Raw genomic sequence first — 23,064 nt, 5'->3', positions numbered from 1 at the left:
GACGAAATATAATGAAATTGCCGAGTATATAAGGGGGAGTTTTTATGGCCAAAATGATTATTATGTATGAACAACCGATTGATAAGGAAGCATTTGATCAACATTATTTTAATGTCCATATTCCATTAGGAAAGAAGATTCCAAACATTTTGGGGGAATCGGTTCGCCGTGTCCTTCAGACCCAAAATACTGATTTAAATTTGTATTTGATTACCGAACTTGAATTTGAAAGTGTGGACACATTAACCCAGGCATTGGCCAGTCCAGAGGCAAAAGCAGCTGAAGAGGATGGACCTAATTTAATGAGATTCTTAAAGAATCCGCCAATTATTACGATTGTGGAATAACTTCATTGGAAAATCAGTTACATTTTGCGGATAGCAATATAAGTCTATTAGTAGAAGTTTAATATAAATCTTTTTCTAGTTTTTTTAAAACTTTTTATGATATATTTTTCAATAATGCCATCATTTGAAGAAATGGTGGTTTTTAGTGTTGCTACAAACGAGGGGGATGAAAATGCATAAGAAACCAATTATCGGCATTACGGGTGCCTATGTTAACCATAACGAATATATGGAAGGTGTTTATGTCCATCATGATTATCATAAAAGCATAGCGGCAAATGGAGGAATTCCGATTGTGCTTCCTTATATAAACCCTGAAATGGCTATAGAGACACTTGATATATGTGACGGAATCATCCTTAGTGGTGGGGAAGACGTCGATCCCAAGTTTTATGGACAGGACCCACACCCACGTTTAGGGCCGACCACTCCAGAACGGGATTTGACCGAAATCGCCATTGTAAAATATGCGATTGAGAATAATATCCCGCTCCTTGCGATTTGCCGAGGCGTCCAAATTTTAAATGTAGCTTTAGGAGGGACATTGATACAGGATATTCCGAGCCAAGTCAAGGGGCCAATCCAGCATACGCAAAAGATTGATAGGAGCAGGGATAGTCATTGGGTGAATATCTCAAAAGATAGCAAGTTATTTGATATGATAGGTTCTGAACTGGTAAGAGTTAATAGCCTTCATCATCAAGCTTTGGATACGGTCGCTGCCGATTTACGTGTGGTTGCCACGGCATCTGACGGAATTATTGAAGCAGTAGAGTATATTCATCCAACAACATTCACAATAGGAGTTCAATGGCATCCGGAATCAATGGCGAGTACCGATTTGGTGATGAATAATTTATTTGTGGAGTTCATTAAAAGCAGTTCGAAAGTGCCGGTTTTGTAAGGAATTATAGCCACAAATGCAAAATAAGGGTGTCATTTGTTGACACCCCATTTGTAATTTTTAAAACAAACCACATTTGTTCGAATTCAGACTGTGCTTTGGACTTTGATTCTGACGTTTTATAGAAGGATTGTAAAAGACAAAACGAGGGAGGGCAGGCACCAAAATGTCCAATAGGAGGCTTCTAAAAGACAAAACGAGAGAGTGCAGGTGTCAAAGTGTCTAATTGAAGATTTTTAAAAAGAAAAACTATTACCCCTTATTCAATAGCGACCTCGGATTCGCATTCAATACCATCAACGCGCAAATCAATATCCCCGATACAAACCAAATCGCTTTCGTACCGAAATGCTGGGTGAACAGGGTTCCTAGCAACGCTCCCACTAAAAATGATACTATTACAACGCTAAAATCGAAGAATTGCTGGATGCCTTGACGGTTACGTAACAAAAACGCAGAATAGGCTGCTTCGGCTGCCGTCCGCAAATTACCAGTTACCATCGCAGAATTATACGGCCACTTAACCAAAGTGCGAAACGACGAAATTTGAACGGAGGAAACAAAGGCAATCGTTATAACCACAAACGTATTCGGCACGGCCGCTGGCAGGGCTCCGACAAACAAAAGGACGAGACTTTCTAAGAAAAGAACCGATCGCGCGGGATGAGGGAACTTCCTCGTTATAAAAGGTTGTTTCAAGCTTTGAGCAACTACAACCCCGATTACAAAGGCCAAAATAGGCGGTATATGCCTCCAGCCTTGATCCCAATTTCCTTTTGAAACCTCAACTCCCAACAACACGAGATTTCCTGTTTGGGAAGTTGCAAAAACTCCATCTCTGCTCACATACGTATAAGCATCCAAGAATCCGCCGATTAACGCCAGCAAGATACCCAATCCGATGGATTCGGGCGTTAAATGCGGCACTCTTTCAACGCCTCTATGTAGTTGCTCCCGTACAGCGTAAAGCGATACCTTCTTATTATAAGTTTTATCCATGAAGAATCTCCCCAAGTACGCTTTTCCTATAGATTAACCATTTTTTCAAGGTATTACATATGAAAATAAGGCGTTTAGGCTATTTTCTTGGAATAATCACACAATAAATGATAAAAAAGAATTATCATGCTGGCTTCGGAAGTCAGTTAGGGGGTTTTTTAGTGGAAATAGGTATTAGCACGTTTGTAGAAACAACGCCGGATGTCCAAACTGGCGAGGTAATAAGCCATGCCCAGCGAATTAGGGAAGTGGTTGAGGAAATCGTTTTAGCAGATCAGGTTGGTCTTGATGTATTTGGTGTAGGCGAGCATCATCGAGAGGATTATGCAGCATCTGCACCTGCTGTTATTTTAGCGGCAGCGGCCTCTCAAACCAAACGGATCCGACTGACAAGCGCTGTAACAGTTTTATCCTCTGATGACCCAGTCAGGGTATTTCAAGATTTTTCAACATTAGATTGTATCTCGAACGGACGGGCCGAAATTATGGCTGGACGCGGTTCCTTTATCGAATCGTTTCCGTTATTCGGATATGATTTAAGTGACTATAATGAGCTTTTTGATGAAAAACTAGAACTTTTGTTAAAAATACGCGAATCGGAAAAAGTGACCTGGCGTGGAGGGCACCGTCCGGCAATCGACAATCGTGGCGTTTATCCTAGACCAGTTCAGGACCCGCTCCCTGTATGGATTGGCAGCGGCGGTACCAGCGAATCAGTGGTCCGGGCAGGCCTGCTTGGACTTCCATTAGTTCTTGCTATCATCGGAGGAAGTCCTGTACATTTTGCACCGCTAGTCAAGCTTTATAAACGGGCTGCCGCTCGCGCAGGTCATGATCCGGAGAAGCTTCCGGTTGCCTCGCATTCGCATGGGTTTATAGCGGAGACTACTGAAACTGCTGTTGAAAAGTTTTTCCCACCGACCCAATATGCCATGAATAAACTTGGCCGGGAGCGCGGCTGGGGCCAATACGACCGCACAAGCTTCGATGCTGCCCGCAGCTTTGAAGGGGCTCTTTATGTTGGAGACCCGGAAACAGTCGCCACAAAAATCATTCATTTGCGAAAAAATGTTGGGATTACCCGGTTTATGCTGCATGTCCCTGTTGGGACCATGCCTCATGAAGACGTAATGAAAGCGATTGAGCTTTTAGGAAAAGAAGTGGCACCAATTGTCCGTGAGGAAGTTGCTAAATGGGAAGCGTCTGGCGGAGGAAAAGAATAGGTCTAAATAAAAGAAGGCATGCTTAAGTGGCATGCCTTTTGTGGTGTTATGATACATCTGTTAATTCTGATAAATGAACCAATTCGATGTGATGCAAGCTTCCTACTTCTTTAATTTCGCAGTACCCAGAAGTGTACTTAAAAAGGATGACATACCTCTTGCCGTTATAAATTACAGGAGTGTTGTTGTCCATTCTATTCCCGCCTTCCGAAATCCTTATTATCATTGTACAAACCTTTCTTTATTTTTATATGAAGCTTATTTTAAAAATATGTTATAAATTTGCGAAAAAAATCGAAAAATCGTGTTGGATTTTGGCTGAAGGTAGGACAAGCTAAAATTTAATACATGAATGTTAAAGGAGTTTAGACCGTGAAATCATATGAGATTAACAACATGATTATCGATGATGACTTTGCAAGCGAAGAATATGTAACAGTGGATTTTATTCATCAGGAGAAACAATATAGTATTACATTCAAAAAATCGGACCTAGAAGTGATGAACAGATGGGTGTATGAGGATGGTACGTCTCTTCCGGCAGAAATACCGGAAGAGCTGATTGAATCAATTAGAGAAGATGTCAAAAATAGAATTTAAGGAATCCACCCGATAATTTGCAATATGGTCAGGACAATTTCAAACAGGATGAGAATAACGATAATCCATTCAACGAACAGGCCTCGGATGGAGTGGCTGATAGTCGAAAAACCATCCATGATATTGTATAAGATGTCCGTTTTGCTTTTTAAGATTTTATAGCGGTCATTTAGTTCAAAAAATTCGATCATCCTATCGTAAAAATCACTGGCCGTGCTGCTGGTCCAGGTGATGTCGGGCTTATCCAGAATCATGATATAGGCTAGGGTGTTATACTCATGCCGTACAATTTTTGCTGTTGTCCGGGCGAGTTCTTTGTTGCCAATTCTCAAGTTTCCTTTTTCAAGCCGGTCGATCATGTTTTCAAGCTTATCATGAATCTTTCCGAGTTGTTCTTCTGTTTTTTCGAGGGCCACTGATTTAGCGAGAACCGTGGAAATTAGCTCAGGATAGAAATCCTCAATTTCCGGGACTACCACGTATTCGTCAGTGAGTTCGAGGTTCTCGTTTTCTCCGATGTGCAGGCTGTAATCGTCCGTGTAGTTGCCGGCAATGTTAAGGTCAACATCCGGCTCGAAGGAGCGAATAAAGCGAAATACAATGTGGAAATCTTCTTCGTTTGTATGATTGATAAAGACGATACTGCCGAAGGAAAAAATCAATACCATTTGCATGTCGGAGACCTCTTGCATGAGGATCGAGCGTAAAACATCTCTCTTTAGAACTAAAGGCTCCTCCCAGGTGAATTTTTTCGGTATTCCGCAATGAATGGCAATTTTGTTTAAATCAATTTCGTTTGTGATGGCGAATGCTTTAAAGGTTATGGCCTCCATTGTTACCACCTTTGAGTGAATTTTCTTAGCTTATTAAAGTGTATTCGGTATGCCGCAACGAATTCCCTGCATTATTTATGAAAAAGAAACCCATTGGGTTGTTAATCCAAAAAATTCGTTCCTTTGATATATTGTGCCAAACCTGATTGAATTTCACTAAATGATTTTTCCAGTAAATGATAAAAAACATAATAGCTTTTTCGCTTGGAAGCGATTAGGCCTGCATCTTTTAGTAGTTTTATATGTTTCGAGACGGCACCCTCAGTCATTCCCATCAGTCCGGCCAGTTCTCTGGTCGACCGGGGCTTTTGGGATAAATATTTGACAATCTGAAGCCTGCTTAAGTCTCCTAATGCGTTGAACAACTTTAATAAATCCTCTGGCGGCATGGGCCGAGCAGCCTCGCGCTGATTTTCCATGATAGAGTAGTTAATCCCTACTGGTTTATGGGCATTAACAAATAAATGCGGCCAGGCGAAGTAGGAAGGAGTTAACAGTAAGACATCGTCTTTCTCAAAATAAATCTCCCGTTTTGAAATTCTTCTAATAACGGCTTTCTTTTGATTAGGATGAATATCAATTTCCGGCGAAAGGCTTCCCAATAGCTGTAGAGGCCCTTCCTTCATAAGCTTTCTGCCGCGGGAAGCAATATCTTTTAGGAAAAGTTCCTCTATTCTACTCCACTCATCTTTCAAACATGTTTTCCAAAAATCCTCCAGCAGGGTCAAAAATCTTTGTTTTACCTGTTCCGGTTTTTCCTTCAAAGCTAAGATAATTTGCTCTGAGTCAGGGTAAACGCTGTCGGCAAATTGGACAAAGTCTTGTTCGAGAGTCTGAGGCGTTGCTTTTTGGCCTAAGATGGTTTCTGCAACAGTTTGAAAAAATGCATCAGAAGAGACGCAGCCTAGTTTATTCAGATCCTCCCCAAAATTGCTGATTGTAGAATTCTCTTGTAGTCCCCAGAAAGTGACAATCGGCCGCTTATAAAAGATGCTGAATGCATCAATTTCTTGTTTTAAAGCCGGATTTATTTTTTTTCTGGCGTTTATGACCCATGGGATATGGAGCGGGTGGTGCTTGCAATCGATGAATACGTGAAGGGCGATTAGAGTTTCATGTGCGGCTGAGTACCCAAATGATATTTGTTCAGATGATAGATTCGTAACTTCTAAGGAAAAAGACATTGTGATCCCCCAACTGATTTACTCTTTGCTCAATAAGTAGTCCGGCCAAAGGCCGTCATCATATAATTCCATTATAATACAATCGGTAAAAAGGAGAGGAACTAGATGAACGGAGAATTTTACAGCAAGCATTTTGATTTGGAAAGAGTGGGGGACGGGGTGTTTGCCGCGATTGCAAAGGAGGGCGGCGGTGCAGTTGGAAATGCCGGATTTGTGGATTTAGGCGGCCTGACGATTGTGTTTGATACATTTAATACGCCACAGGCAGCCGAAGATTTGAAAAGGGCAGCGGAAAGGGAAACCGCCCGTCCGGTTACATGGGTGGTGAATAGCCATTTCCATGGGGACCATATTCGCGGCAATCAGGTGTTTAAGGGCAGTACGATTATTTCTAGTCAAATCACGTTTGAGAAAATGAGGGACATTCATCCTGCACGAATCGAGCAACAGAAACGTGGCATCACGGAACTCACCCAATATATTCAAACTTTAATAGAACAATTGGATCGGAATCATGATCACGAGTTAGCAAACAAAATCAGTTTTTTATCGGAAGTGGAAGCGTCCCTGCCATCGCTGGAGTTGACCTTGCCGCAGCAAACGTTTGAAGACGAAAAGGTTTTTATCGGAACCAAAAGAAGCGCAAAACTATTCACCCTAGGCGGCGGACATTCCTACTGCGATGCCATGCTCTTGATTCCCGAAGAAAAGGTCCTATTTCTGGGAGACTTACTATTTGTCCAAACCTCGCCAACATACTTTGAAGAATCAAACCCTCAACAATGGATGGAGATTCTAGAAATTGTCGAAAACCTTGATTTTACAATAGCCGTACCTGGCCACGGCCCAGTAGGAACAAAAAACGATGTGTGGAGCATGAAAACGATGCACGGGGACGGTTCTCGTGTTTCAATAGAACGTTAGAACGGGGAAATCAACTTCTTCAAATATTATGAGGTCCGTCCATAAACATTAGAATGGTTATAGAGCGGCAGTGTTCCTTCATAAAATAATAATGGCGTTTGGAATAAGATGTTTAGTATTTTTTAAGGGGGAGCTCAACATGAATGACACTTTTGCCAAGACTGCCAACTTTGAGCATGCTTTCTGGCTGCAAATACTTGGAGACCATTCGCGGTTTATTTACGAGGCACTGGCACCCGTTCAAAAAGAGGAGATTGAAAAAGCCGTCAATTTCATTGGGATTTTCGATAGTCTTTTGAATCAAGTGAATACGGCTGATCCAAAGCAATTGGCAGCCCAAGCAGAACCAGAGGTAATGAGACTTCGGGAATTTAAATTAGACATGCTAAGTAAACACCTGATTGGAAAAATCAAAATTCACCTTTCCCCAACCTTTCTCAACCATATGGTCAACGAATTAGAAGAGTATGTTCGGATCTTAAAGCACTTGAAAGCAGGGCAGGTTCCGCCTGTCTACCATGAAGTACATCATCATCTTGTTTGGTTATTGGATGCGGCCGGCCATTCGGATGCCATTTCCTCTAATTTGGATGGTGTGGAAAAAAAATTAAGAGAGAAAAGTGATAAATTTACGAAGGATTTTGAGGCGTTTTATTTAAAGGCAGTCGAGATGGCAGGTTACTTAAGGACCAATCTGGCGGCTTTTCCGGCTTTGGCAAAATTTAATGCGGATGCTACTTTGGAAATCAAGCTTTTTCAAAACTTTTTAAAAGAAATAGAGGAGCTGGAGTTAAGCAAGGAGGCATTGGGAACATTTGCCCCGTTAATGGCGGACCATATGTGGCGGGAGGAATGCTACTATCTTACCAAACTGGCGGAAGCAGCCAATATGGAAATGCCGAATTGTGACCCCACGAAGCCGAGGCTTCAGGATTAAATTTATGCGTGACAGCCCACTATAATTATGTTACTATAAGAAAAAATAAATCTCCTTTAATATGGTCCAGAGAGGCCAAAAAGGGTTGTACGGAAACACTCATATATCTAATTGTGTATATGAAACCCTTTTGTCTCTTTACCGACGGAAGGGTTTTTATTTTTGCAAAAGTATCTTTTAATCAGGGTCCAGAGAGGCTCGAAAGGAGAATGACAGCAATGAATTATCAGAAAAAAACAGTCGTAGCATCAGTTGCAGGTTTAACGTTAGAGGGAATGGATATTATGTTTATTTCCTTCGCCATGTCCATGATCATTGCCCATTTCCACATTGATATGGCAACAGGCGGACTTATTTCTTCGATTACCAACTTGGGGATGTTAGTTGGGGGAACGATTTTTGGAATTTTGGCAGATAAGTTTGGTAGAGTAAAAGTTTTTACTTATACGATTATATTGTTTGCAATCGGAACGGCTTTAACTGGTTTGGCAACAAATATTGAACAAGTCTATATCTTTCGCTTTATCGCAGGCCTAGGTGCTGGCGGAGAGTATGGAATTGGTATGGCGCTAGTTGCAGAAGCATGGCCAAAGAACAAGCAGGGGCGCGCTTCCTCCTATGTAAGTGTTGGGGCACAATATGGAGTCATCCTGGCAGCACTATTAAGTGCGGTAATTCTTCCTTCCTGGGGTTGGAGAGGATTGTTCTTCGTCGGAATTATTCCGGTAATCTTTGCCTTTATGGTTCGTAAAAACTTGGACGAGTCTCCGGAATGGGTGGCCGCCCAAAAAGAGAAGAAGTTAGTTAAAAAGCAAGGCAATTTAAAGGAATTGTTTGCGACTCGCAGAACGACCTTTACGACAGTAGCTTTGGCTATCATGGCAACCGTGCAAATTGCCGGCTATAATGGTTTAATGATTTGGCTGCCATCAATGCTTCAAAAATCACAAGGATTGTCGGTGTCAGGTTCCGCATTATGGACCATCAGCACTGCGGTTGGAATGATTGTCGGGATGTTAACGTTTGGACAATTTATCGACCGCTTCGGAATGAAACGCACATACGGAATCTTCTTATTAGCTTCAGCTGTAGCGGTATTTTTATACTCCTACGCATCAGGAAGTGCCGGTGTCTTAATCGGCGGTGCCATCGTCGGATTTTTCGCAAATGGAATGTTTGCCGGCTATGGTGCTTTAATTAGCCACTACTATCCTGTAGAAGTGCGCAGTACCGCCACTAACACGATTTTCAACTTTGGCCGGGCACTAGGCGGATTATCACCGATTTTAGTAGGATTTATCCTGCAGCATGCGAACGTAACAGTTGCCATGGGCTACCTCGCAGTGCTTTACTGTGTATCATTTATTGCAATGCTCAGCTTGAAAAAGGGAAAGGCGGAGCAAAAACAAGAACGGTTCGTTCCTGCTGCAAAGGCAGTGTAACTTCTGTTAAAGCCATCACCAAAGGGTGATGGCTTTTTTAGTGCGCAAATTTAGAAATTATTAAAAAAATAATGGTACAATGGAAAAATAATTCTATTTTTGAAAAAACGGAGGCAAACAAGAATGTACAGCTTTAAGAATGATTATAGCGAAGGCGCACATCCTAGAATACTAAACGCTTTGTTGGAATCTAATTTGGAGCAGGAGGACGGGTATGGCGAGGACCGTTATACCAGTGAAGCGATTAAACTTATCAAAGAAAAAATGGGGCGGACTGATGTTGATGTTCACCTTTTAGCCGGTGGTACGCAAACGAACTTAACTGCAATTTCTGCTTTCTTAAGACCACATGAAGCGGCGATGGCAGCAAGCTCAGGCCATATTCTTGGACATGAAACAGGAGCCATCGAAGCGACCGGGCATAAAATCATTTCGATTGACACGAAGGATGGAAAGCTCAATCCTTCCCATCTTCAAGCGGTTCTTGACGGGCACCCGGATGAGCATATGGTAAAGCCGAAGCTCGTTTATATCTCCAATTCCACTGAAATTGGAACTATTTATAAAAAGAACGAACTGGCGGCATTGAAAGATTTTTGTGATGAAAACAAACTGATTTTATATATGGACGGCGCGAGATTAGGGTCGGCATTGTGCTCCCCGGAGAATGATCTTCATTTAAGTGACCTACCGTCATTGGTAGACGCTTTTTATATCGGTGGTACGAAGAACGGAGCGCTGATTGGGGAGGCGTTAGTGATTTGCCGTGACTCGCTAAAGGAGGATTTCCGCTATCATATAAAGCAAAAGGGCGGGCTTTTAGCAAAAGGAAGACTGCTTGGTATCCAGTTCCTTGAACTGTTTCGGGACAACCTATTTTTTGACTTGGCAGGGCATGCGAATAAACTGGCGGAATTACTTGTTGCTGAAATAAAGAAATTGAATGTTTCTTTTTTGACCGAGTCACCTTCTAATCAAATTTTTCCGATTCTCCCCAATGCGGTAATTGCAGAACTGGAAAAGAAGTATGGATTCCATATTTGGGAAAAAGTTGATTCCGACCACTCTGCCATCCGACTGGTTACATCCTGGGCGACAAAAGAGGATAAGGTTTTGGAGTTTATTGAGGATTTGAAAAAGGTAATTGGTTAAATTGCTGTAACATGCTCAAATTGAGACCGGGCAAGGTAAATCTGCCCGGTTCTTTTATATAAACTATCTTTTAAACACATGATCCCCAATCGAGGCGGTTGTCGTCTTTGAATCAAGCCAGCGACTGGTTGCAATTTCCGGATTATAGAAGAATAACGAATCTCCTACTAGTTCCCTTTTCTCGCTCAATGCTTCCCGTACTGCTTTAATAGAATCCTCGTCCGCGGGTTTATTAATGGCCCCATTGCGGACAGGCTGGAACTGCCCCTTTTGATAAATAACCTCTCTAATCGAGTTTGGGAATGCCGAACTCGCAACACGATTTAACACAACGCAAGCAACGGCCACTTTTCCTTCATAAGGCTCAATCTCCGCCTCGGCCCTGACCAATCTCGCCAACAAATCTAGTTCTTGTTCTGAATATCCCTGATTCTCTTCTAGTTTTAACGCGGCATCTGCAGCCGCAGCCCGCACTGCAACTGTTCTGGCTGTCGTCAATTCAGCCTCGGAATTACCAGTATGTATAGTTTGTCCAACATAAATCAAATCGAGGTTTTGAACCTGAGGATTCCGATTCGCTAAATCTTGTAAAGTCATATTATGTTCTCTAGCAATCTTAGTCATCGTATCTCCAGTTTTAACCGTATAAGCAAAAACAGGTGAAGAAAATAGTAGTGATAGCACTATTGTTATTGTCGCTATTAATTTTTTCATTGATATTTCCCTCCTAGTTGATTTCACGTAATCTCTTAGTGTCTATTTCTATGAATCGAAAAAAAAGAATAGTATTACAGTTTGATTTCATAGAAATAACAATTGTGTTATGTAGAAAAAATATCCAAGAGGTCGCTGAAAATTAGAAACTAACAGAAAATATGAATTTGCTAGTTTTTAAAGAAAAATCTATATTTAGAAGCTATAATGTAAAAAGAGATTTTTTAAGGGGGTGTGCATCATGAAGACCATCAAAGTTTCCCTTCAAACCAAAATATTCATGTTGGTTCTGATTCTTAGCCTTATATTGATATTGTTATTGACTGGCTTCTATAGTTATACGGAAAGTAAGCAAATTGAGGAAAACAAAGGCAGGCTGGCACTGGAAATCTCGAAAACGATTTCCTATATACCGACCATTATCGATGCTTTTCAGTCGAGTGACCCTTCCAAAACCATTCAGCCGATTGCTGAAAAAATCCGGAAAGAAACTGGAGCTGAGTTTGTCGTCATTGGGAATAACGATAGGATACGATATTCGCATCCTGACAAATCAAAAATTGGCCGGAAGATGACCGGAGGGGATAGTGCTAGGGCCCTTGAAAAAGGGGAGTATTATATCTCTAAGGCTAAGGGTTCGCTCGGGCCTTCGATAAGGGGTAAATCTCCTATCTTTAACCAGCAGGGAGAGATTATCGGGATCGTGTCTGTTGGCTTTCTCCTCGAAGATGTCAATCAACAAATTACCAGTAACTTAAGAAGAGTACTGATTGTTTCCTTATTTGCACTTTTCATTTCGCTCATCGGTAGTATTCTGCTAGGCCGGAATATCCGCAGGGATACGATGGGACTGGAGCCGTACGAAATTGCCACCCTTTATAAGGAGAAAAACGCAGTCCTCCATTCTGTTAAAGAAGGGATTCTAGCAATCAATCAAGAGGGTTACATCACCATGATGAACCAACAGGCGAAAGAACTTCTTCAGATGCAAGGATCTGTTAGAAATAGGAAAGTGGATGGACAGTTTCCTTCCAGCTATTTATATGAAGTTTTAAAAACAGGTAACTCGCAAACTGACAAGGAAATGGTCTGGAATGATAAAACCGTCATCGTAAATTGTACGCCAATTGTAGATGAAAACGGCATAAAGGGCGTTGTGGCATCATTTCGGGACAAAACGGATATTGAGCAAATGATTAATACCATATCTGAAGTAAAAAGGTATTCGGAGGACCTTCGTGCCCAGACCCACGAATTTACCAATAAACTTTACTTTTTACTGGGCTTGCTGCAGCTTGGGGAATACAAGGAAGCCATCGAGATGATTCAAGGCGAAACCCAGGCACTTCAGTTTCAGAATTCGGTTGTATTTAATCAAATTAAGGATACAAAAATACAAGCTATCTTATTAGGGAAATTAGGGAAAGCTTCCGAAAAGAAAATAACCTTTGAGATTAATTCGGACAGTTATTTGGAAGCTTTGCCCTCCCATATTAAGCTTTCTAACCTTATTGTCATCCTAGGAAACTTAATTGACAACGCTTTTGAATCTGTATACGGCAGAGTTGATCCGGCTGTAAAATTTTTTGGGACAGATATCGGCAGCGATATCATATTTGAAATTTCGGATAACGGTAAAGGATTTGATGAGGCTGATATACCACTCCTCTTTGAAAGGGGCTACTCCTCTAAAAAAGGTTCGGAACCGCGAGGATTTGGCCTGTCGAATGCGGAAGAGGCCGTGCTGGAGCTGAATGGAATCATTGAGGCACAAAGCAATCCCGATGGCGGAGCCATTTTTACCGTTTATCTTCCAAAGAAATTGCAAGGAGATGAGAATGTTGAATAAAATCAAGACGGTTATTGCCGAAGATGACTTTCGAATCGCTGCTATGCATGAAAAATTCTTAAATCAATTTGAAGAAATAGAAGTAGCAGGAAAGTCATTGAATGGAGAACAAACACTTCGTTTGTTGGAGGAGAAAAATCCTGATTTACTCCTCCTTGATGTCTATATGCCAGATATGCTGGGTTCGGATCTTCTTCCCGCTGTACGTGAGAAATTTCCGAAGGTTAGTATTATCATGATTACTGCGGCAACGGATAAGGAATTCCTTGAAAAAGCCTTAAACTATGGGGTTGAAAATTACTTAATCAAACCGGTAAACAAAGAAAGATTTGATGAAGTCATTCAAGAGTATATCAAAAAGCGTACATTGCTTTCCTCTGCTCAGGAAATCAACCAGAACTATGTGGACCTTTTATTTAGAAATGGGAAAGCAGAACAAGAGGGAAAAAGTACTGGGCTGCCCAAGGGCATTGATGAAATTACACTGGCAAAGGTAAAAGTCGTTTTTAAGGTAAAGAAAGAGGGACTCTCTGCAGAGGAAGTCGGCAAAGAAATCGGCGCTTCCCGGATTACGGCACGAAGATACCTAGAGTATCTTTCCTCCAAACAGGAGTTAAAAGCAGAAGTGGTCTACGGAATTGTCGGAAGGCCGGAAAGAAAATATTATCCAGTATCATAAAGGAAGGCGAATAGGTTGCCTTCCTTTTTCTTAGCTAATAAGAAAGTATAAATTCAACTACGCCTCATGAACCGTCCTCGCGGACTCGCCAATCGGCGAGTTTTCATTTATGGAAAAATCCCCCTCCCGTGAACAATATGTACAAAATCAACTTAAATTACGTTAAGAACTTTATTTTGGTAACGTTTTCACCCCAGAATATTTTGATTATATTTAATTTACAAACAAAAGGGGTGACTACAATGCTTGCTATTTTAGGATTTTTAATGATTATTATTTTCATGACATTGATTATGACAAAACGTCTTCCTGCTATGGTGGCGCTAATCGTTGTACCTGTTATTTTTGCATTGATTGGCGGCTTTGGGAAGGAAATGGGGCCGATGGCGCTAGAGGGGATTAAAAGTGTTGCGCCAACCGGAATTATGATTCTGTTTGCGATTCTGTTTTTCGGGATTATGATTGATGCCGGAGTGTTTGATCCTATCATTTCGACAATCTTGAAAGTGGTAAAAGGGGACCCAGTCAAAGTAGCGATTGGAACGGCTGTCCTTGCCCTATTGATTTCTCTCGACGGGGATGGGACGACCACTTATATGATAACGATTTCAGCGATGTTGCCATTGTATAAACGGATTGGCATGAGACCATTAACGCTTGCCGGAATTGCCGTATCGGCTTCAGGCGTAATGAACCTCCTTCCATGGGGCGGGCCGACAGCAAGAGCGATGACTGCCTTGCATATGGAAATGTCAGATATTTTTACACCGGTAATCCCAAGTATGGCGGGCGGAATCGTGTTCGTCTTATTAATGGCCTTCGTGCTTGGAAGAAAAGAGCGGAAACGGGTCGGCGTCCTCGAAATCGATCCTGGCACCAGCAATATGGTAGCTGCAACTTCAGAGGCTGCCTACCTGAAACGTCCTAAGTTAATTCTAATCAACTATGCTCTGACGATTACTCTATTAGTAGCACTAATCCAAGAATGGCTTCCAACAACAGTCTTGTTCATGCTTGGATTCGCAATTGCGATTTCGATGAATTACCCACGCATAAGCGAACAAAAGGAACGAATTGCTAACTATGCAGACAATGCCTTATCGGTTGTTTCAATGGTGTTTGCGGCAGGGATTTTTACAGGTATTTTGACAGGTACAAAAATGGTAGATGCCATGGCAACTACAATGATTTCCTATATTCCGGATTTTCTAGGTTCACATTTTGCAGTTATTACCGCGATTATTAGTGCACCTTTAACCTTTTTCATGTCCAATGATGCTTTCTATTATGGGGTGCTGCCATTGCTTGCTAAAGCAGCAAGTGTATATGGAATCGACCCGGCGTTTCTTGGACGGGCATCATTGTTAGGACAGCCTGTTCACTTATTAAGCCCTCTTGTCCCTTCGACCTACCTCTTAGTTGGTATGGTTGGCGAAGACTTCGGCGACCTGCAGCGTACATTTCTAAAATGGGCGTGCGGCTCGACATTGGTGATGATCGTCGTTGCAATTGTTTTAGGCATTATTCCTTTTTAATAGAAAAATAGGCTGGAGGATTCAATATGTGGATTATTACCGTCTTTTTAGGAAAAAATAATGTCTCAATGTATGAATTTTATTCTGAGCAGGAAGCAAGGGAAGCGTTTGGCAATGTAGCCGGTTGCAAATTTCTTTCTGAGGTGATTTATTATAACGATAAAGAATAAACAGGATTTTTGGTTTTATCGAGAGAGAAGGTTTTTCAATGAATATATTGTTTCATATTTTGCTGGATATCATTTTCCCGATCTTTGTGTTAATCGTGGCAGGTGCCATCTTGCAGCGGACTGTTAAGTTAAATTTATCTACACTGTCAACTTTGACAGTGTATTTCTTATTACCGGCAGTTTGTTTCGTCAATATTTATCAGAGCAAGTTGCCGAATGCGGTCGTTAGTCAGACTTTAGGCTTTTTAATGCTGTTTAACTTTATTCTAATTCTTATCAGTATGATAATTGCAAAAGCGAACAAATTTGACCGCAAGCTGTCTTCAACGATTAAAAACAGTATGGTTTTAAGCAATTCCGGAAATTACGGTCTGCCGGTAAGCGAAATGGTTTTTGCCGGGAATCCAATCGCCATGTCCATCCAAATCATCATCATGATTTTTCAAAACATACTCACATTTACTTACGGTTTATATAACTGTGTTTCTGCTCAGAGCAGCGGGATGGAAGTTTTGCGGAAAATTATGCGGCTACCAGTGATTTACGCTCTATTGTTGGCCGTATTGTTGAAATGGATTCATGTGGAAATTCCCATTTATATTTGGAAGCCAATTGAAAATGCATCGAACGCCTTTTTAGCGGTTGCACTCGTTACACTAGGTGCACAGGTCGCGTATTTAAAAATTACTCACATTTCCCGGCCCATAGTTTGGATTGTCATAGGCAGGTTGATTATTTCGCCAATTGTTGGTTTTTTCGTTATCACGGTACTTGGTCTTAAAGGGATTACTGCACAGGCATTATTTATTGCCAGTTCTTTTCCGACATCGAGAAATAGTTCCCTGCTTGCTCTCGAGTATGACAATTATCCGGAATATGCCTCGCAAGCGGTACTGTTAACGACCATTATCAGCAGTTTTACCGTTGCCATTGTCGTTTACCTATCGAAACTCATTTTTGCGGCTTAAATGGACTGATTAGACAGGCCAATTTTTCAATGGATAAGTCTAAATTTGCAAAAAATGAATATTTTCATAGTAGATAAGGAGGCGATAAGGTGAAATCAATCGGCATCTTGGGGGTAGGTCAAGCAGGTGGAAATATCGCTGAAATAGCAACGACGATGGGCTTTCAAACTGCCCTTATTAACACTAATCAACGTGATGGGGCAGTCAATACAAAGGTTGAAAAGAAATATTTTGTCCCCGGGTATAATGGCGCAGGGCAGGACCGTTCAGTCGGATTACGGGCGGTTCACGAACATTATCGGGAACTGATTGACTTTGTTAAAAAATCCTTTAAAAACGTCAAACTGTTATTAGTTGCTTTCTCGACGGACGGTGGAACTGGGTCGGGAATGAGTCCGCTGTTAATTGATATTTTATTAGACCAGCTGCCGGGTATGAACATCGGGGCAATTGCGGTTGTTCCTGAACGGAATGTGCTGGCAGGGAATCGAATCAATGCGGCTGAATGCATTGAGCAGATTTCCAAAATTGAAGGCATTTCTTCCGTATTTCTAGTGGATAACGATCAAATGCGGAAAGTAAATCCGCAATCAAGCAAGCAACAAGTTTATCTTCAGTCCAACCATCAGGTTATGGAGGCCATCAGCCATGTCCTGGAAGTAACACAAAAGAGTTCATTTTACGGCAATTTTGATGAAACGGATTTGATGAATATCCTCAATACAAGAGGAGTAACGTTGATTTCGTCGGCACCCGTTACTAATGCGGAGACGACGGCAGAAGTGGCCGAAAGCATTCAACGCTCTTGGGCAACCTCCATCTTTTGCCCTGTTGATACAGTCGGGGTCATTCGTGCAGGACTTATATATGAAGGACCGGAGACAGTCACGAAACTCATTAATGTGCCTTCTATTTTTGAGGGGATTGGGGAGCCTTTAGAGCTATTTGAGGGAACCTATATAACAGAAGGGGATCCGACGATTACGACAATTTTGGCAGGGTTGTCTTTCCCGAGGCGCCGCATGCAATCCTTGGAGGAATCACTGGAGAAAAACAAAGAGCGCCTGCAATATCTCGTCAAGAAGGAACATGCTGAGAGATATGAATCCTCCGTTTCCTGGGCTTCCAATCTGAAAGCAAAACCACCTGAACGAAAGTCTTCGGGAGTAACCTCTAAATTGTCAAAGTATCAGAAGTAAGCCTAATTTTGGCATCCCCTTTGAAAGGGGGTGTCTTTTTTATGAGAAAGTGCCGAATAGAACCCGATATATTTAAAAAACGTTCACAATGTAACTAAAAGAGTAGGTGTAAAATAAAGTATGTTAAATCTTTCACATACTTTACTGTAAACAAGGAGTTAATATGCTATGGCGTTCAGTAAACCGGAAAAAATCATGGAAATTACCGTTGAAAATGGGGGAAAGAAAACGAAGTATGCACCTTTGCAAACTATGATATTAGGCTTTGAAGCAGGAGCGTTTATCGCCTTAGGCTATTTGCTCTTCATCCGAGTGACAGCACCTTTGCCTGTCGAACTGCAGGGACTTAGCAGTTTAATAGGCGCATCGGTTTTCCCGATAGGCCTTATTCTTACCTTACTAGCAGGAGGCGAGCTTTTAACTGGGAATATGATGGCGGTGCCTTTGGCGAGGTTTGCGAAAAAGGTTACGACTAGGCAGGTTGCATTGAATTGGACACTTGTGACACTTAGTAATTTTGTTGGAGCTGTGTTTGTTGCTTACTTCTTTGGACATCTTACAGGTTTGACGGAAACGGGACCGTACATGAACCAAACTATTCAAATCGCTCAGCATAAGCTGGAGGCGTCTTTCCTGCAAGCCTTTCTTTCCGGCATCGGCTGCAACTGGCTTGTAGCTGCTGCTGTATGGCTTTCTTATGGAGCGGAGGATATGGCAGGTAAAATCCTTGGCATTTGGTTTCCAACCATGACCTTTGTTGCCATCGGTTTTCAACACGTGGTAGCCAATATGTTTGTCATTCCTGCAGCCATCTTTGCCGGGCAATTTTCTTGGATCGAATATCTACATAACTTTGTTCCTGTATTTTTAGGGAATGCCGTTGGCGGTGTCGTATTTATCGCCATGGCATACTATCATTCTTACAAGCAAAAGGAAGATCACCTAAAGGGGAAAGCGATTGTGCAGCCAATAATGAAAAGTGGAAGCAGATATTAACACGGTGAAGCACCGGGGGGCTGATCCCGGCAGTTGAAACGAGCTATTTACGAAAAAAAGCGGCGAGGAGGTTCGCCGCTTCACCGCATTAGGGCTCTATTTTTTTATTTTGATTTTTTCGTTTTATTTGTTTGTATAATCTTGAAGTTTTGATAGAGATATTGTTCAATTTTTGAGCCATAGAAGACAGTAATTCGTTTTGTTGTTTAAGTTCTAAAACCACGTTGGCCATATTCTCCAAATTTTTATTTAGAGAGAATAGTATTTCATTTGCTTTTTGTAATTCTGTAACCACATCAGCGTTATTCTCCTGGCTTTGAGATATAGCAGTTGTCTCTGCATTTTCCTGTTTAACAGGTGCTAAAGATGCAGGGAGTTTAAGATTGCCAAGTCCAGCAATAGAATTTAAAGGCGAATCTTTTTTTAGAAGAAGCGTGGTTGCCATCTGCATAAGAGAATTCATATCAAGCTGGTTTCCTAAAGTGCCCGTTAAATTCTTGAGTTTCTCCAAATCCACATTCATCCCAGCAGAATTATTATTATTTTCCGCTACATTATCATCCATAATATTACCCCTTTATCCAAAAATTTACTTTATCATATGTTATTTTAAAAAAATGAAGTGTGTAAATAACCATTATCGAAGAAGTTTTCTATTTTATTAGTCTCTATGCTATCTATTCATTCCGCGATAAGTACAAATGAATATTCTATAGAAACATGCTTATGGAGGCGGATAGATGAATTATTTAAATGGAAATGATGATTTGGAATTACTTCTTCCCTTTTATGGTTCAAAAATAGTTTATAAGACATTTAGCAGTTATCAAAAGATTTATGTTACAGAGCGAACTGAATACGAAGGAAAGTGTGGGAAATTTCGGATGTTGCAGTTTTCGTCCAATGCCAGCCAAGGAGTCATGAACTTGGAGTTACCAAATGATCTGGCCGTTGCATATATTCGCATTACAGTGGATTTAATTGATCATTATCTGCCGGATTTTGGAAAAGGATATATTATTGGACATGGAATTGGCACTGTGAGCTCTTATTATTCCGATAAATATGTGGTCACGGCGGAAATCGACCCGGTGGTTGTTGAGGTGTCGAAGGAGTACTTTGGACATTCGGGTAATAATGTGGAAATCGGCGATGGACAAGTTCTTTTAAGGGAACAAAAGAATCATTCACAGGATTTCATTTTTATAGATGCATTCAGCAGCGATGAGGTTCCAACCCAACTAACAACCGAGGAGTTCTTTACTTTAACAAAGGAAAAGCTATCCGACGAAGGAATCTTAATCATGAACTATATTGGAAAACTAAAACATGATAAATTATTGCATACATTATATTCAACAATTTCTAGTATCTATCCTTATGTGAGGGTGTTTGCGCCAAATCCCAAAAAGATTTCGAAGCAAAACATTATATTTGCTGCAAGTCGGAGCATTCTGGAGGACTATACCCCGCAAGAGGCTGTCCCAATTCAGATTGCGGGTAATTAGTTGTTGTTAAAATAATATACAGAAATAATAAAATATGTTTTTTAACTAGAACGAATCTGCTCCTTTCCACATAGCTTGTCTAATATAAGGAGGATCCAAACTTCCTTATAAATAAGAGAAAAAGGGGGGATTATCCATGGCAGCAGCATTTCCTGCTTGTCCGACACTTGGTGATATTGTTGTTGGACTTGTATTAGTTGTAGCATTCCTACTAGGTAGCTTGCTAGGCGCCCGTCCATCTACATTAAGTTGTATTTCAGATTGTATTTCCCAAGCATTTTCTTGTGCTTAATGTAGTAAATTAACCATCTAAGGAAAGGACCTTCTTTTGGCCAAGCCCAAGGAGGTTCTTTTTTGTGGTCTTATTTTCATGCAAAGGCACCCACTCATAAGCGTTGCTTATACCCCCTATTAAATACTCATATTTCTCACCAGTCTATTATCCTATTATAATCCAAATATACAGAATAGTTTAAAGATACAAAAAACACTTACCGGATTTTACACAATATAGCAGGGGAGTGAAATGATGCTCACAAAAGTGAAAGCAAGTAAGGTAACGTACACAAATCCTATTTTTAACAAGATGACAGAAGAAGAAATAAAGGCATATCAAGAGGGTTTACTTAGGCAGCAATTAAAGTATGTGTACCGAAATTCAGAATATTATCGAAGAAAATTCATCGAAGTTGGTGCTTCACCAGATGATATTCGTACATTTTCAGACTATCAGAATCTGCCAATTTTCATGGATAAGGTGGCTGAAAGAATCAGCCAGCAGGATTCCATGGAGCGGTTCGGCCACCCGTTTGGGATGCATTTATGCAGTTCACCGGATGACATTGTCTTTACCGGTACCACAAGCGGAACATCTGGAGTTCCCACTTTTACTTATAGCTTCACTCAGAAAGACATTGAGTTTTTAAACCGCTATATCCGGCACATGCTCGAATATGGAGGCATCCATGCTGGTGAGAGATTGTTATTCAGTCACTCTTTAGGTATTTACGCAACTTCTTCCATTTTATTTGGGGTCCGTTCTCAGGGGGTATTGCCGATTGACGTGGACGTAAGAGCAGGGAGCAAGACGATCTTGCAATATGCGATGATGACAAAGCCATCTGGTGCCATGATGACCCCGTCTTTGGCTGAGCATTTAATTAGTCGGGCGGAAGAACAAGGATGGAATGTACGAAACCTTGGCCTACAGGCGATTTTTACAGTTGGTGAAATCGGCGTTGGAGTACCTGAGGTGAAGAAAAGAATTGAAGAGGCCTATGGCTGTAGAATCTATGATTATTTGGGGGAATTAGGATTTTCCTGCGATTCGGATGAGTATCATGGCATCCACTGTGTAGCACCTGACCTAAACCTGTTCCCGAATGATTTAATCGACCCGGAAACAAAACAGCCACTAGAGATTTATGATGGGGTGATTGGGGAACGGGTGACAACAGAGCTAAATTTGAAAGGGCTTCCAAGAATCCGTTACGCAACTGGTGATGTCATTCAGGTGTTCACGAGTGAATGTCCGGGTTGCGGTTTTAAAGGAAGAAGAATCAAGTTTGTGGGGCGTGCCGATGACATGCTTATTGTAAAAGGGGCAAATGTCTACCCTTCGGCGATTAAAAAAGTCATTTCTACGTTTGTTCCCGATATTACAGGAGAACTAAGAATCGTTCTGAATAATCCTCCGCCAAGGGTGGTACCGCCGCTGCAAATCAAACTCGAGTATAACTCGGCATTTGACAGAACGAAATTACCTGAATTGGAAGCTAGGATTAAGAATGCTCTTCATACTGAGGCAAGACTGACACCGAAAATCATTTGGTGTGAGCCTGGTACATTAGAGAAATCGTTAACCAAGACACCTCTTTTTGAAAAAAATTACTAGAGAACAAGGAGGAAAAAAGAATTGTTTATTGATTGTTCAAATACATTGCCTGAATTTATTTTTGAAGAGCCAAAGGAAATTGACCCTAATAATACCGAATACCGCTTGCTGTTTGGAAAGAAGTGGGCGCAGCTGGCAGGGATGTCAAAAGAAGAATTTTTCCAAAAAGCTCAGCAGCAATCTGTTGACGCCGTCATGCGGGACGTCTATGCCAAGCTTGAAGAAGAATTCTCAATGGACAAATTTCTTAACATGCTTAGTGAGTCAGGGGTGGTTTACCATGCCATTCACAATATGGATTACGGAAGAGACGGATCAGAGTCGCCTGCCAATCATGATTATGTGGCGGAAATATTAAAGAAATATCCAGGAAGATTTATAGGATTTGCTGGTTATAACCCTCACAAGGGAACCGGAAGTCTGAAAACAGTCCGCAAAGCCATAACCGAACAAGGGTATAAGGCAGTGGTGATACCTCCATACGAGCATGGGGTAAAGGCTGATGACCGGAAATATTATCCGTTATACGCCCTTTGTGATGAACTGAATATCCCGATTTGGATTCACAGCTCGATTAATTATTACCGTCAGACGTCTGTTTTTCTTGATCATCCGTCAAATCTTGAAGCTCCGCTGATGGATTTCAAAAATTTAAAAATCATTGCCGGACACGGTGGCTGGCCATGGGTACCAGATTTAATCGCCATGTTATTAAAATATGAAAATCTTTATGTTGATACCTCCGCATTTAGACCGAAATACATTGCTGAGCCCAATACGGGGTGGGACATGTTCATGTATTATGCAAACTCCCTTATTCAGGACAAAATTGTTTTCGGCAGTGATTGGCTGACACTCGGTATGCCAATCAAAGATGTCATTAGTGAAATCGAAGCCTGGCCCTTAAAGGATTCCGTCAGAGAGAAATTCTATTGGAAAAATGCCAATAAGGTATTCAATTTAGGCTTGAAAGCGCCTGTTTTAAATAAAAACATGTAAGGAGAATA

25 protein-coding genes are annotated in these 23,064 nt (G+C 41.3%); 19 read left to right on the top strand and 6 right to left on the bottom strand.

The window, feature by feature from the left end; all coding sequences use genetic code 11:
* Nucleotides 1-44: 44 nt before the first annotated feature.
* Complete coding sequence (locus tag V5M37_RS18450; RefSeq protein WP_423798619.1) at nucleotides 45-347, top strand: EthD family reductase; 303 nt, start codon at nucleotides 45-47, stop codon at nucleotides 345-347.
* A 172-nt stretch (nucleotides 348-519) separates the two neighbouring features.
* The gene (locus V5M37_RS18445; RefSeq protein WP_423798618.1) at nucleotides 520-1,251 is read left to right on the top strand and encodes a gamma-glutamyl-gamma-aminobutyrate hydrolase family protein; all 732 of its coding nucleotides are present in this window, start codon (nucleotides 520-522) and stop codon (nucleotides 1,249-1,251) included.
* 252 nt (nucleotides 1,252-1,503) lie between these two features.
* Here V5M37_RS18445 and V5M37_RS18440 read toward each other — a convergent pair whose 3' ends face one another.
* Nucleotides 1,504-2,250 carry a YoaK family protein gene (locus tag V5M37_RS18440; RefSeq protein WP_423798617.1) on the bottom strand — a complete coding sequence of 249 codons (747 nt, stop codon included), beginning with the start codon at nucleotides 2,248-2,250 and terminating at the stop codon, nucleotides 1,504-1,506.
* Between the two features lie 161 nt (nucleotides 2,251-2,411).
* On the opposite strand from V5M37_RS18440, the gene V5M37_RS18435 reads away from it, so the two are divergent.
* A complete protein-coding gene (locus tag V5M37_RS18435; protein ID WP_423798616.1) occupies nucleotides 2,412-3,473 on the top strand; it encodes an LLM class flavin-dependent oxidoreductase in 1,062 nt (353 codons plus the stop codon).
* Between the two features lie 46 nt (nucleotides 3,474-3,519).
* Here V5M37_RS18435 and V5M37_RS18430 read toward each other — a convergent pair whose 3' ends face one another.
* Nucleotides 3,520-3,666: a hypothetical protein gene (locus tag V5M37_RS18430; protein WP_213118969.1), complete on the bottom strand. Its 147-nt coding sequence runs from the start codon at nucleotides 3,664-3,666 to the stop codon at nucleotides 3,520-3,522.
* A gap of 179 nt (nucleotides 3,667-3,845) precedes the next feature.
* Between V5M37_RS18430 and V5M37_RS18425 the strand changes: the two genes are divergently transcribed.
* The gene (locus tag V5M37_RS18425) at nucleotides 3,846-4,073 is read left to right on the top strand and encodes a hypothetical protein (RefSeq protein ID WP_423798615.1); all 228 of its coding nucleotides are present in this window, start codon (nucleotides 3,846-3,848) and stop codon (nucleotides 4,071-4,073) included.
* Here the strand turns inward: V5M37_RS18425 and V5M37_RS18420 are convergent.
* Both V5M37_RS18420 and V5M37_RS18415 read right to left on the bottom strand, forming a co-directional pair.
* On the bottom strand, nucleotides 4,070-4,906 hold the full coding sequence (locus tag V5M37_RS18420) for an RMD1 family protein (RefSeq protein WP_423798614.1): 837 nt from the start codon (nucleotides 4,904-4,906) through the stop codon (nucleotides 4,070-4,072). The two genes, V5M37_RS18425 and V5M37_RS18420, sit on opposite strands and share 4 nt — an antisense overlap.
* A gap of 101 nt (nucleotides 4,907-5,007) precedes the next feature.
* Nucleotides 5,008-6,090: a DUF5937 family protein gene (locus tag V5M37_RS18415; RefSeq protein ID WP_423798613.1), complete on the bottom strand. Its 1,083-nt coding sequence runs from the start codon at nucleotides 6,088-6,090 to the stop codon at nucleotides 5,008-5,010.
* Between the two features lie 105 nt (nucleotides 6,091-6,195).
* Here V5M37_RS18415 and V5M37_RS18410 point away from each other — a divergent pair, with 105 nt between their 5' ends.
* The 4 genes from V5M37_RS18410 to V5M37_RS18395 all read left to right on the top strand — a co-directional run bounded on the left by V5M37_RS18410 (nucleotide 6,196) and on the right by V5M37_RS18395 (nucleotide 10,545).
* Nucleotides 6,196-7,014 (top strand): MBL fold metallo-hydrolase, encoded by an 819-nt coding sequence (locus V5M37_RS18410; RefSeq protein ID WP_423798612.1) that lies wholly within the window; start codon nucleotides 6,196-6,198, stop codon nucleotides 7,012-7,014.
* 139 nt (nucleotides 7,015-7,153) lie between these two features.
* The gene (locus tag V5M37_RS18405; RefSeq protein ID WP_423798611.1) at nucleotides 7,154-7,951 is read left to right on the top strand and encodes a DUF2935 domain-containing protein; all 798 of its coding nucleotides are present in this window, start codon (nucleotides 7,154-7,156) and stop codon (nucleotides 7,949-7,951) included.
* A 218-nt stretch (nucleotides 7,952-8,169) separates the two neighbouring features.
* Nucleotides 8,170-9,393 (top strand): MFS transporter, encoded by a 1,224-nt coding sequence (locus tag V5M37_RS18400; protein WP_423798610.1) that lies wholly within the window; start codon nucleotides 8,170-8,172, stop codon nucleotides 9,391-9,393.
* 123 nt (nucleotides 9,394-9,516) lie between these two features.
* Nucleotides 9,517-10,545, top strand: coding sequence for a threonine aldolase family protein (locus tag V5M37_RS18395; protein WP_423798609.1), 1,029 nt, complete (start codon nucleotides 9,517-9,519; stop codon nucleotides 10,543-10,545).
* A 63-nt stretch (nucleotides 10,546-10,608) separates the two neighbouring features.
* On the opposite strand, the gene V5M37_RS18390 is transcribed toward V5M37_RS18395, so the two are convergent.
* Nucleotides 10,609-11,259 carry a cell wall hydrolase gene (locus tag V5M37_RS18390; RefSeq protein ID WP_423798608.1) on the bottom strand — a complete coding sequence of 217 codons (651 nt, stop codon included), beginning with the start codon at nucleotides 11,257-11,259 and terminating at the stop codon, nucleotides 10,609-10,611.
* Between the two features lie 241 nt (nucleotides 11,260-11,500).
* Here V5M37_RS18390 and V5M37_RS18385 point away from each other — a divergent pair, with 241 nt between their 5' ends.
* The 7 genes from V5M37_RS18385 to V5M37_RS18355 all read left to right on the top strand — a co-directional run bounded on the left by V5M37_RS18385 (nucleotide 11,501) and on the right by V5M37_RS18355 (nucleotide 18,655).
* Nucleotides 11,501-13,108 (top strand): ATP-binding protein, encoded by a 1,608-nt coding sequence (locus V5M37_RS18385; RefSeq protein ID WP_423798607.1) that lies wholly within the window; start codon nucleotides 11,501-11,503, stop codon nucleotides 13,106-13,108.
* Complete coding sequence (locus V5M37_RS18380; RefSeq protein WP_423798606.1) at nucleotides 13,098-13,787, top strand: response regulator; 690 nt, start codon at nucleotides 13,098-13,100, stop codon at nucleotides 13,785-13,787. Before V5M37_RS18385 ends, V5M37_RS18380 begins: the two co-directional genes overlap by 11 nt.
* Nucleotides 13,788-14,029: 242 nt before the next feature.
* Nucleotides 14,030-15,322, top strand: coding sequence for a CitMHS family transporter (locus V5M37_RS18375; protein ID WP_423798605.1), 1,293 nt, complete (start codon nucleotides 14,030-14,032; stop codon nucleotides 15,320-15,322).
* A 26-nt stretch (nucleotides 15,323-15,348) separates the two neighbouring features.
* A complete protein-coding gene (locus V5M37_RS18370) occupies nucleotides 15,349-15,492 on the top strand; it encodes a hypothetical protein (RefSeq protein WP_423798604.1) in 144 nt (47 codons plus the stop codon).
* A gap of 38 nt (nucleotides 15,493-15,530) precedes the next feature.
* Nucleotides 15,531-16,460 carry an AEC family transporter gene (locus V5M37_RS18365; protein WP_423798603.1) on the top strand — a complete coding sequence of 310 codons (930 nt, stop codon included), beginning with the start codon at nucleotides 15,531-15,533 and terminating at the stop codon, nucleotides 16,458-16,460.
* Nucleotides 16,461-16,549: 89 nt separating this feature from the next.
* Entirely contained in the window at nucleotides 16,550-17,659 is a 1,110-nt protein-coding gene (locus V5M37_RS18360; protein WP_423798602.1) for a cell division protein FtsZ, read from the top strand.
* Between the two features lie 168 nt (nucleotides 17,660-17,827).
* Nucleotides 17,828-18,655 carry a formate/nitrite transporter family protein gene (locus V5M37_RS18355; protein WP_423798601.1) on the top strand — a complete coding sequence of 276 codons (828 nt, stop codon included), beginning with the start codon at nucleotides 17,828-17,830 and terminating at the stop codon, nucleotides 18,653-18,655.
* Nucleotides 18,656-18,743: 88 nt separating this feature from the next.
* Here V5M37_RS18355 and V5M37_RS18350 read toward each other — a convergent pair whose 3' ends face one another.
* Nucleotides 18,744-19,220, bottom strand: a complete 477-nt coding sequence (locus V5M37_RS18350; RefSeq protein ID WP_423798600.1) for a hypothetical protein — start codon at nucleotides 19,218-19,220, stop codon at nucleotides 18,744-18,746.
* A 175-nt stretch (nucleotides 19,221-19,395) separates the two neighbouring features.
* Here V5M37_RS18350 and V5M37_RS18345 point away from each other — a divergent pair, with 175 nt between their 5' ends.
* From V5M37_RS18345 to V5M37_RS18330, 4 genes are all read left to right on the top strand, one after another.
* Nucleotides 19,396-20,163 carry a spermidine synthase gene (locus tag V5M37_RS18345; protein ID WP_423798599.1) on the top strand — a complete coding sequence of 256 codons (768 nt, stop codon included), beginning with the start codon at nucleotides 19,396-19,398 and terminating at the stop codon, nucleotides 20,161-20,163.
* A gap of 136 nt (nucleotides 20,164-20,299) precedes the next feature.
* Nucleotides 20,300-20,455: a hypothetical protein gene (locus tag V5M37_RS18340; RefSeq protein WP_423798598.1), complete on the top strand. Its 156-nt coding sequence runs from the start codon at nucleotides 20,300-20,302 to the stop codon at nucleotides 20,453-20,455.
* A 237-nt stretch (nucleotides 20,456-20,692) separates the two neighbouring features.
* Nucleotides 20,693-22,057 carry a phenylacetate--CoA ligase family protein gene (locus V5M37_RS18335; protein WP_423798597.1) on the top strand — a complete coding sequence of 455 codons (1,365 nt, stop codon included), beginning with the start codon at nucleotides 20,693-20,695 and terminating at the stop codon, nucleotides 22,055-22,057.
* Nucleotides 22,058-22,078: 21 nt separating this feature from the next.
* Nucleotides 22,079-23,056 carry an amidohydrolase family protein gene (locus V5M37_RS18330; protein ID WP_423798596.1) on the top strand — a complete coding sequence of 326 codons (978 nt, stop codon included), beginning with the start codon at nucleotides 22,079-22,081 and terminating at the stop codon, nucleotides 23,054-23,056.
* The last annotated feature ends 8 nt before the right edge of the window (nucleotides 23,057-23,064 follow it).

Origin of the sequence: Neobacillus sp. SAB-20_R2A (assembly GCF_049568635.1) — a bacterium.
In the GTDB taxonomy this organism is placed as follows: Bacteria; Bacillota; Bacilli; order Bacillales; family Cytobacillaceae; genus Neobacillus; species Neobacillus citreus.
Note: the sequence above shows the minus strand (reverse complement) of the source record. Positions and strands in the feature narration are given on the sequence as shown.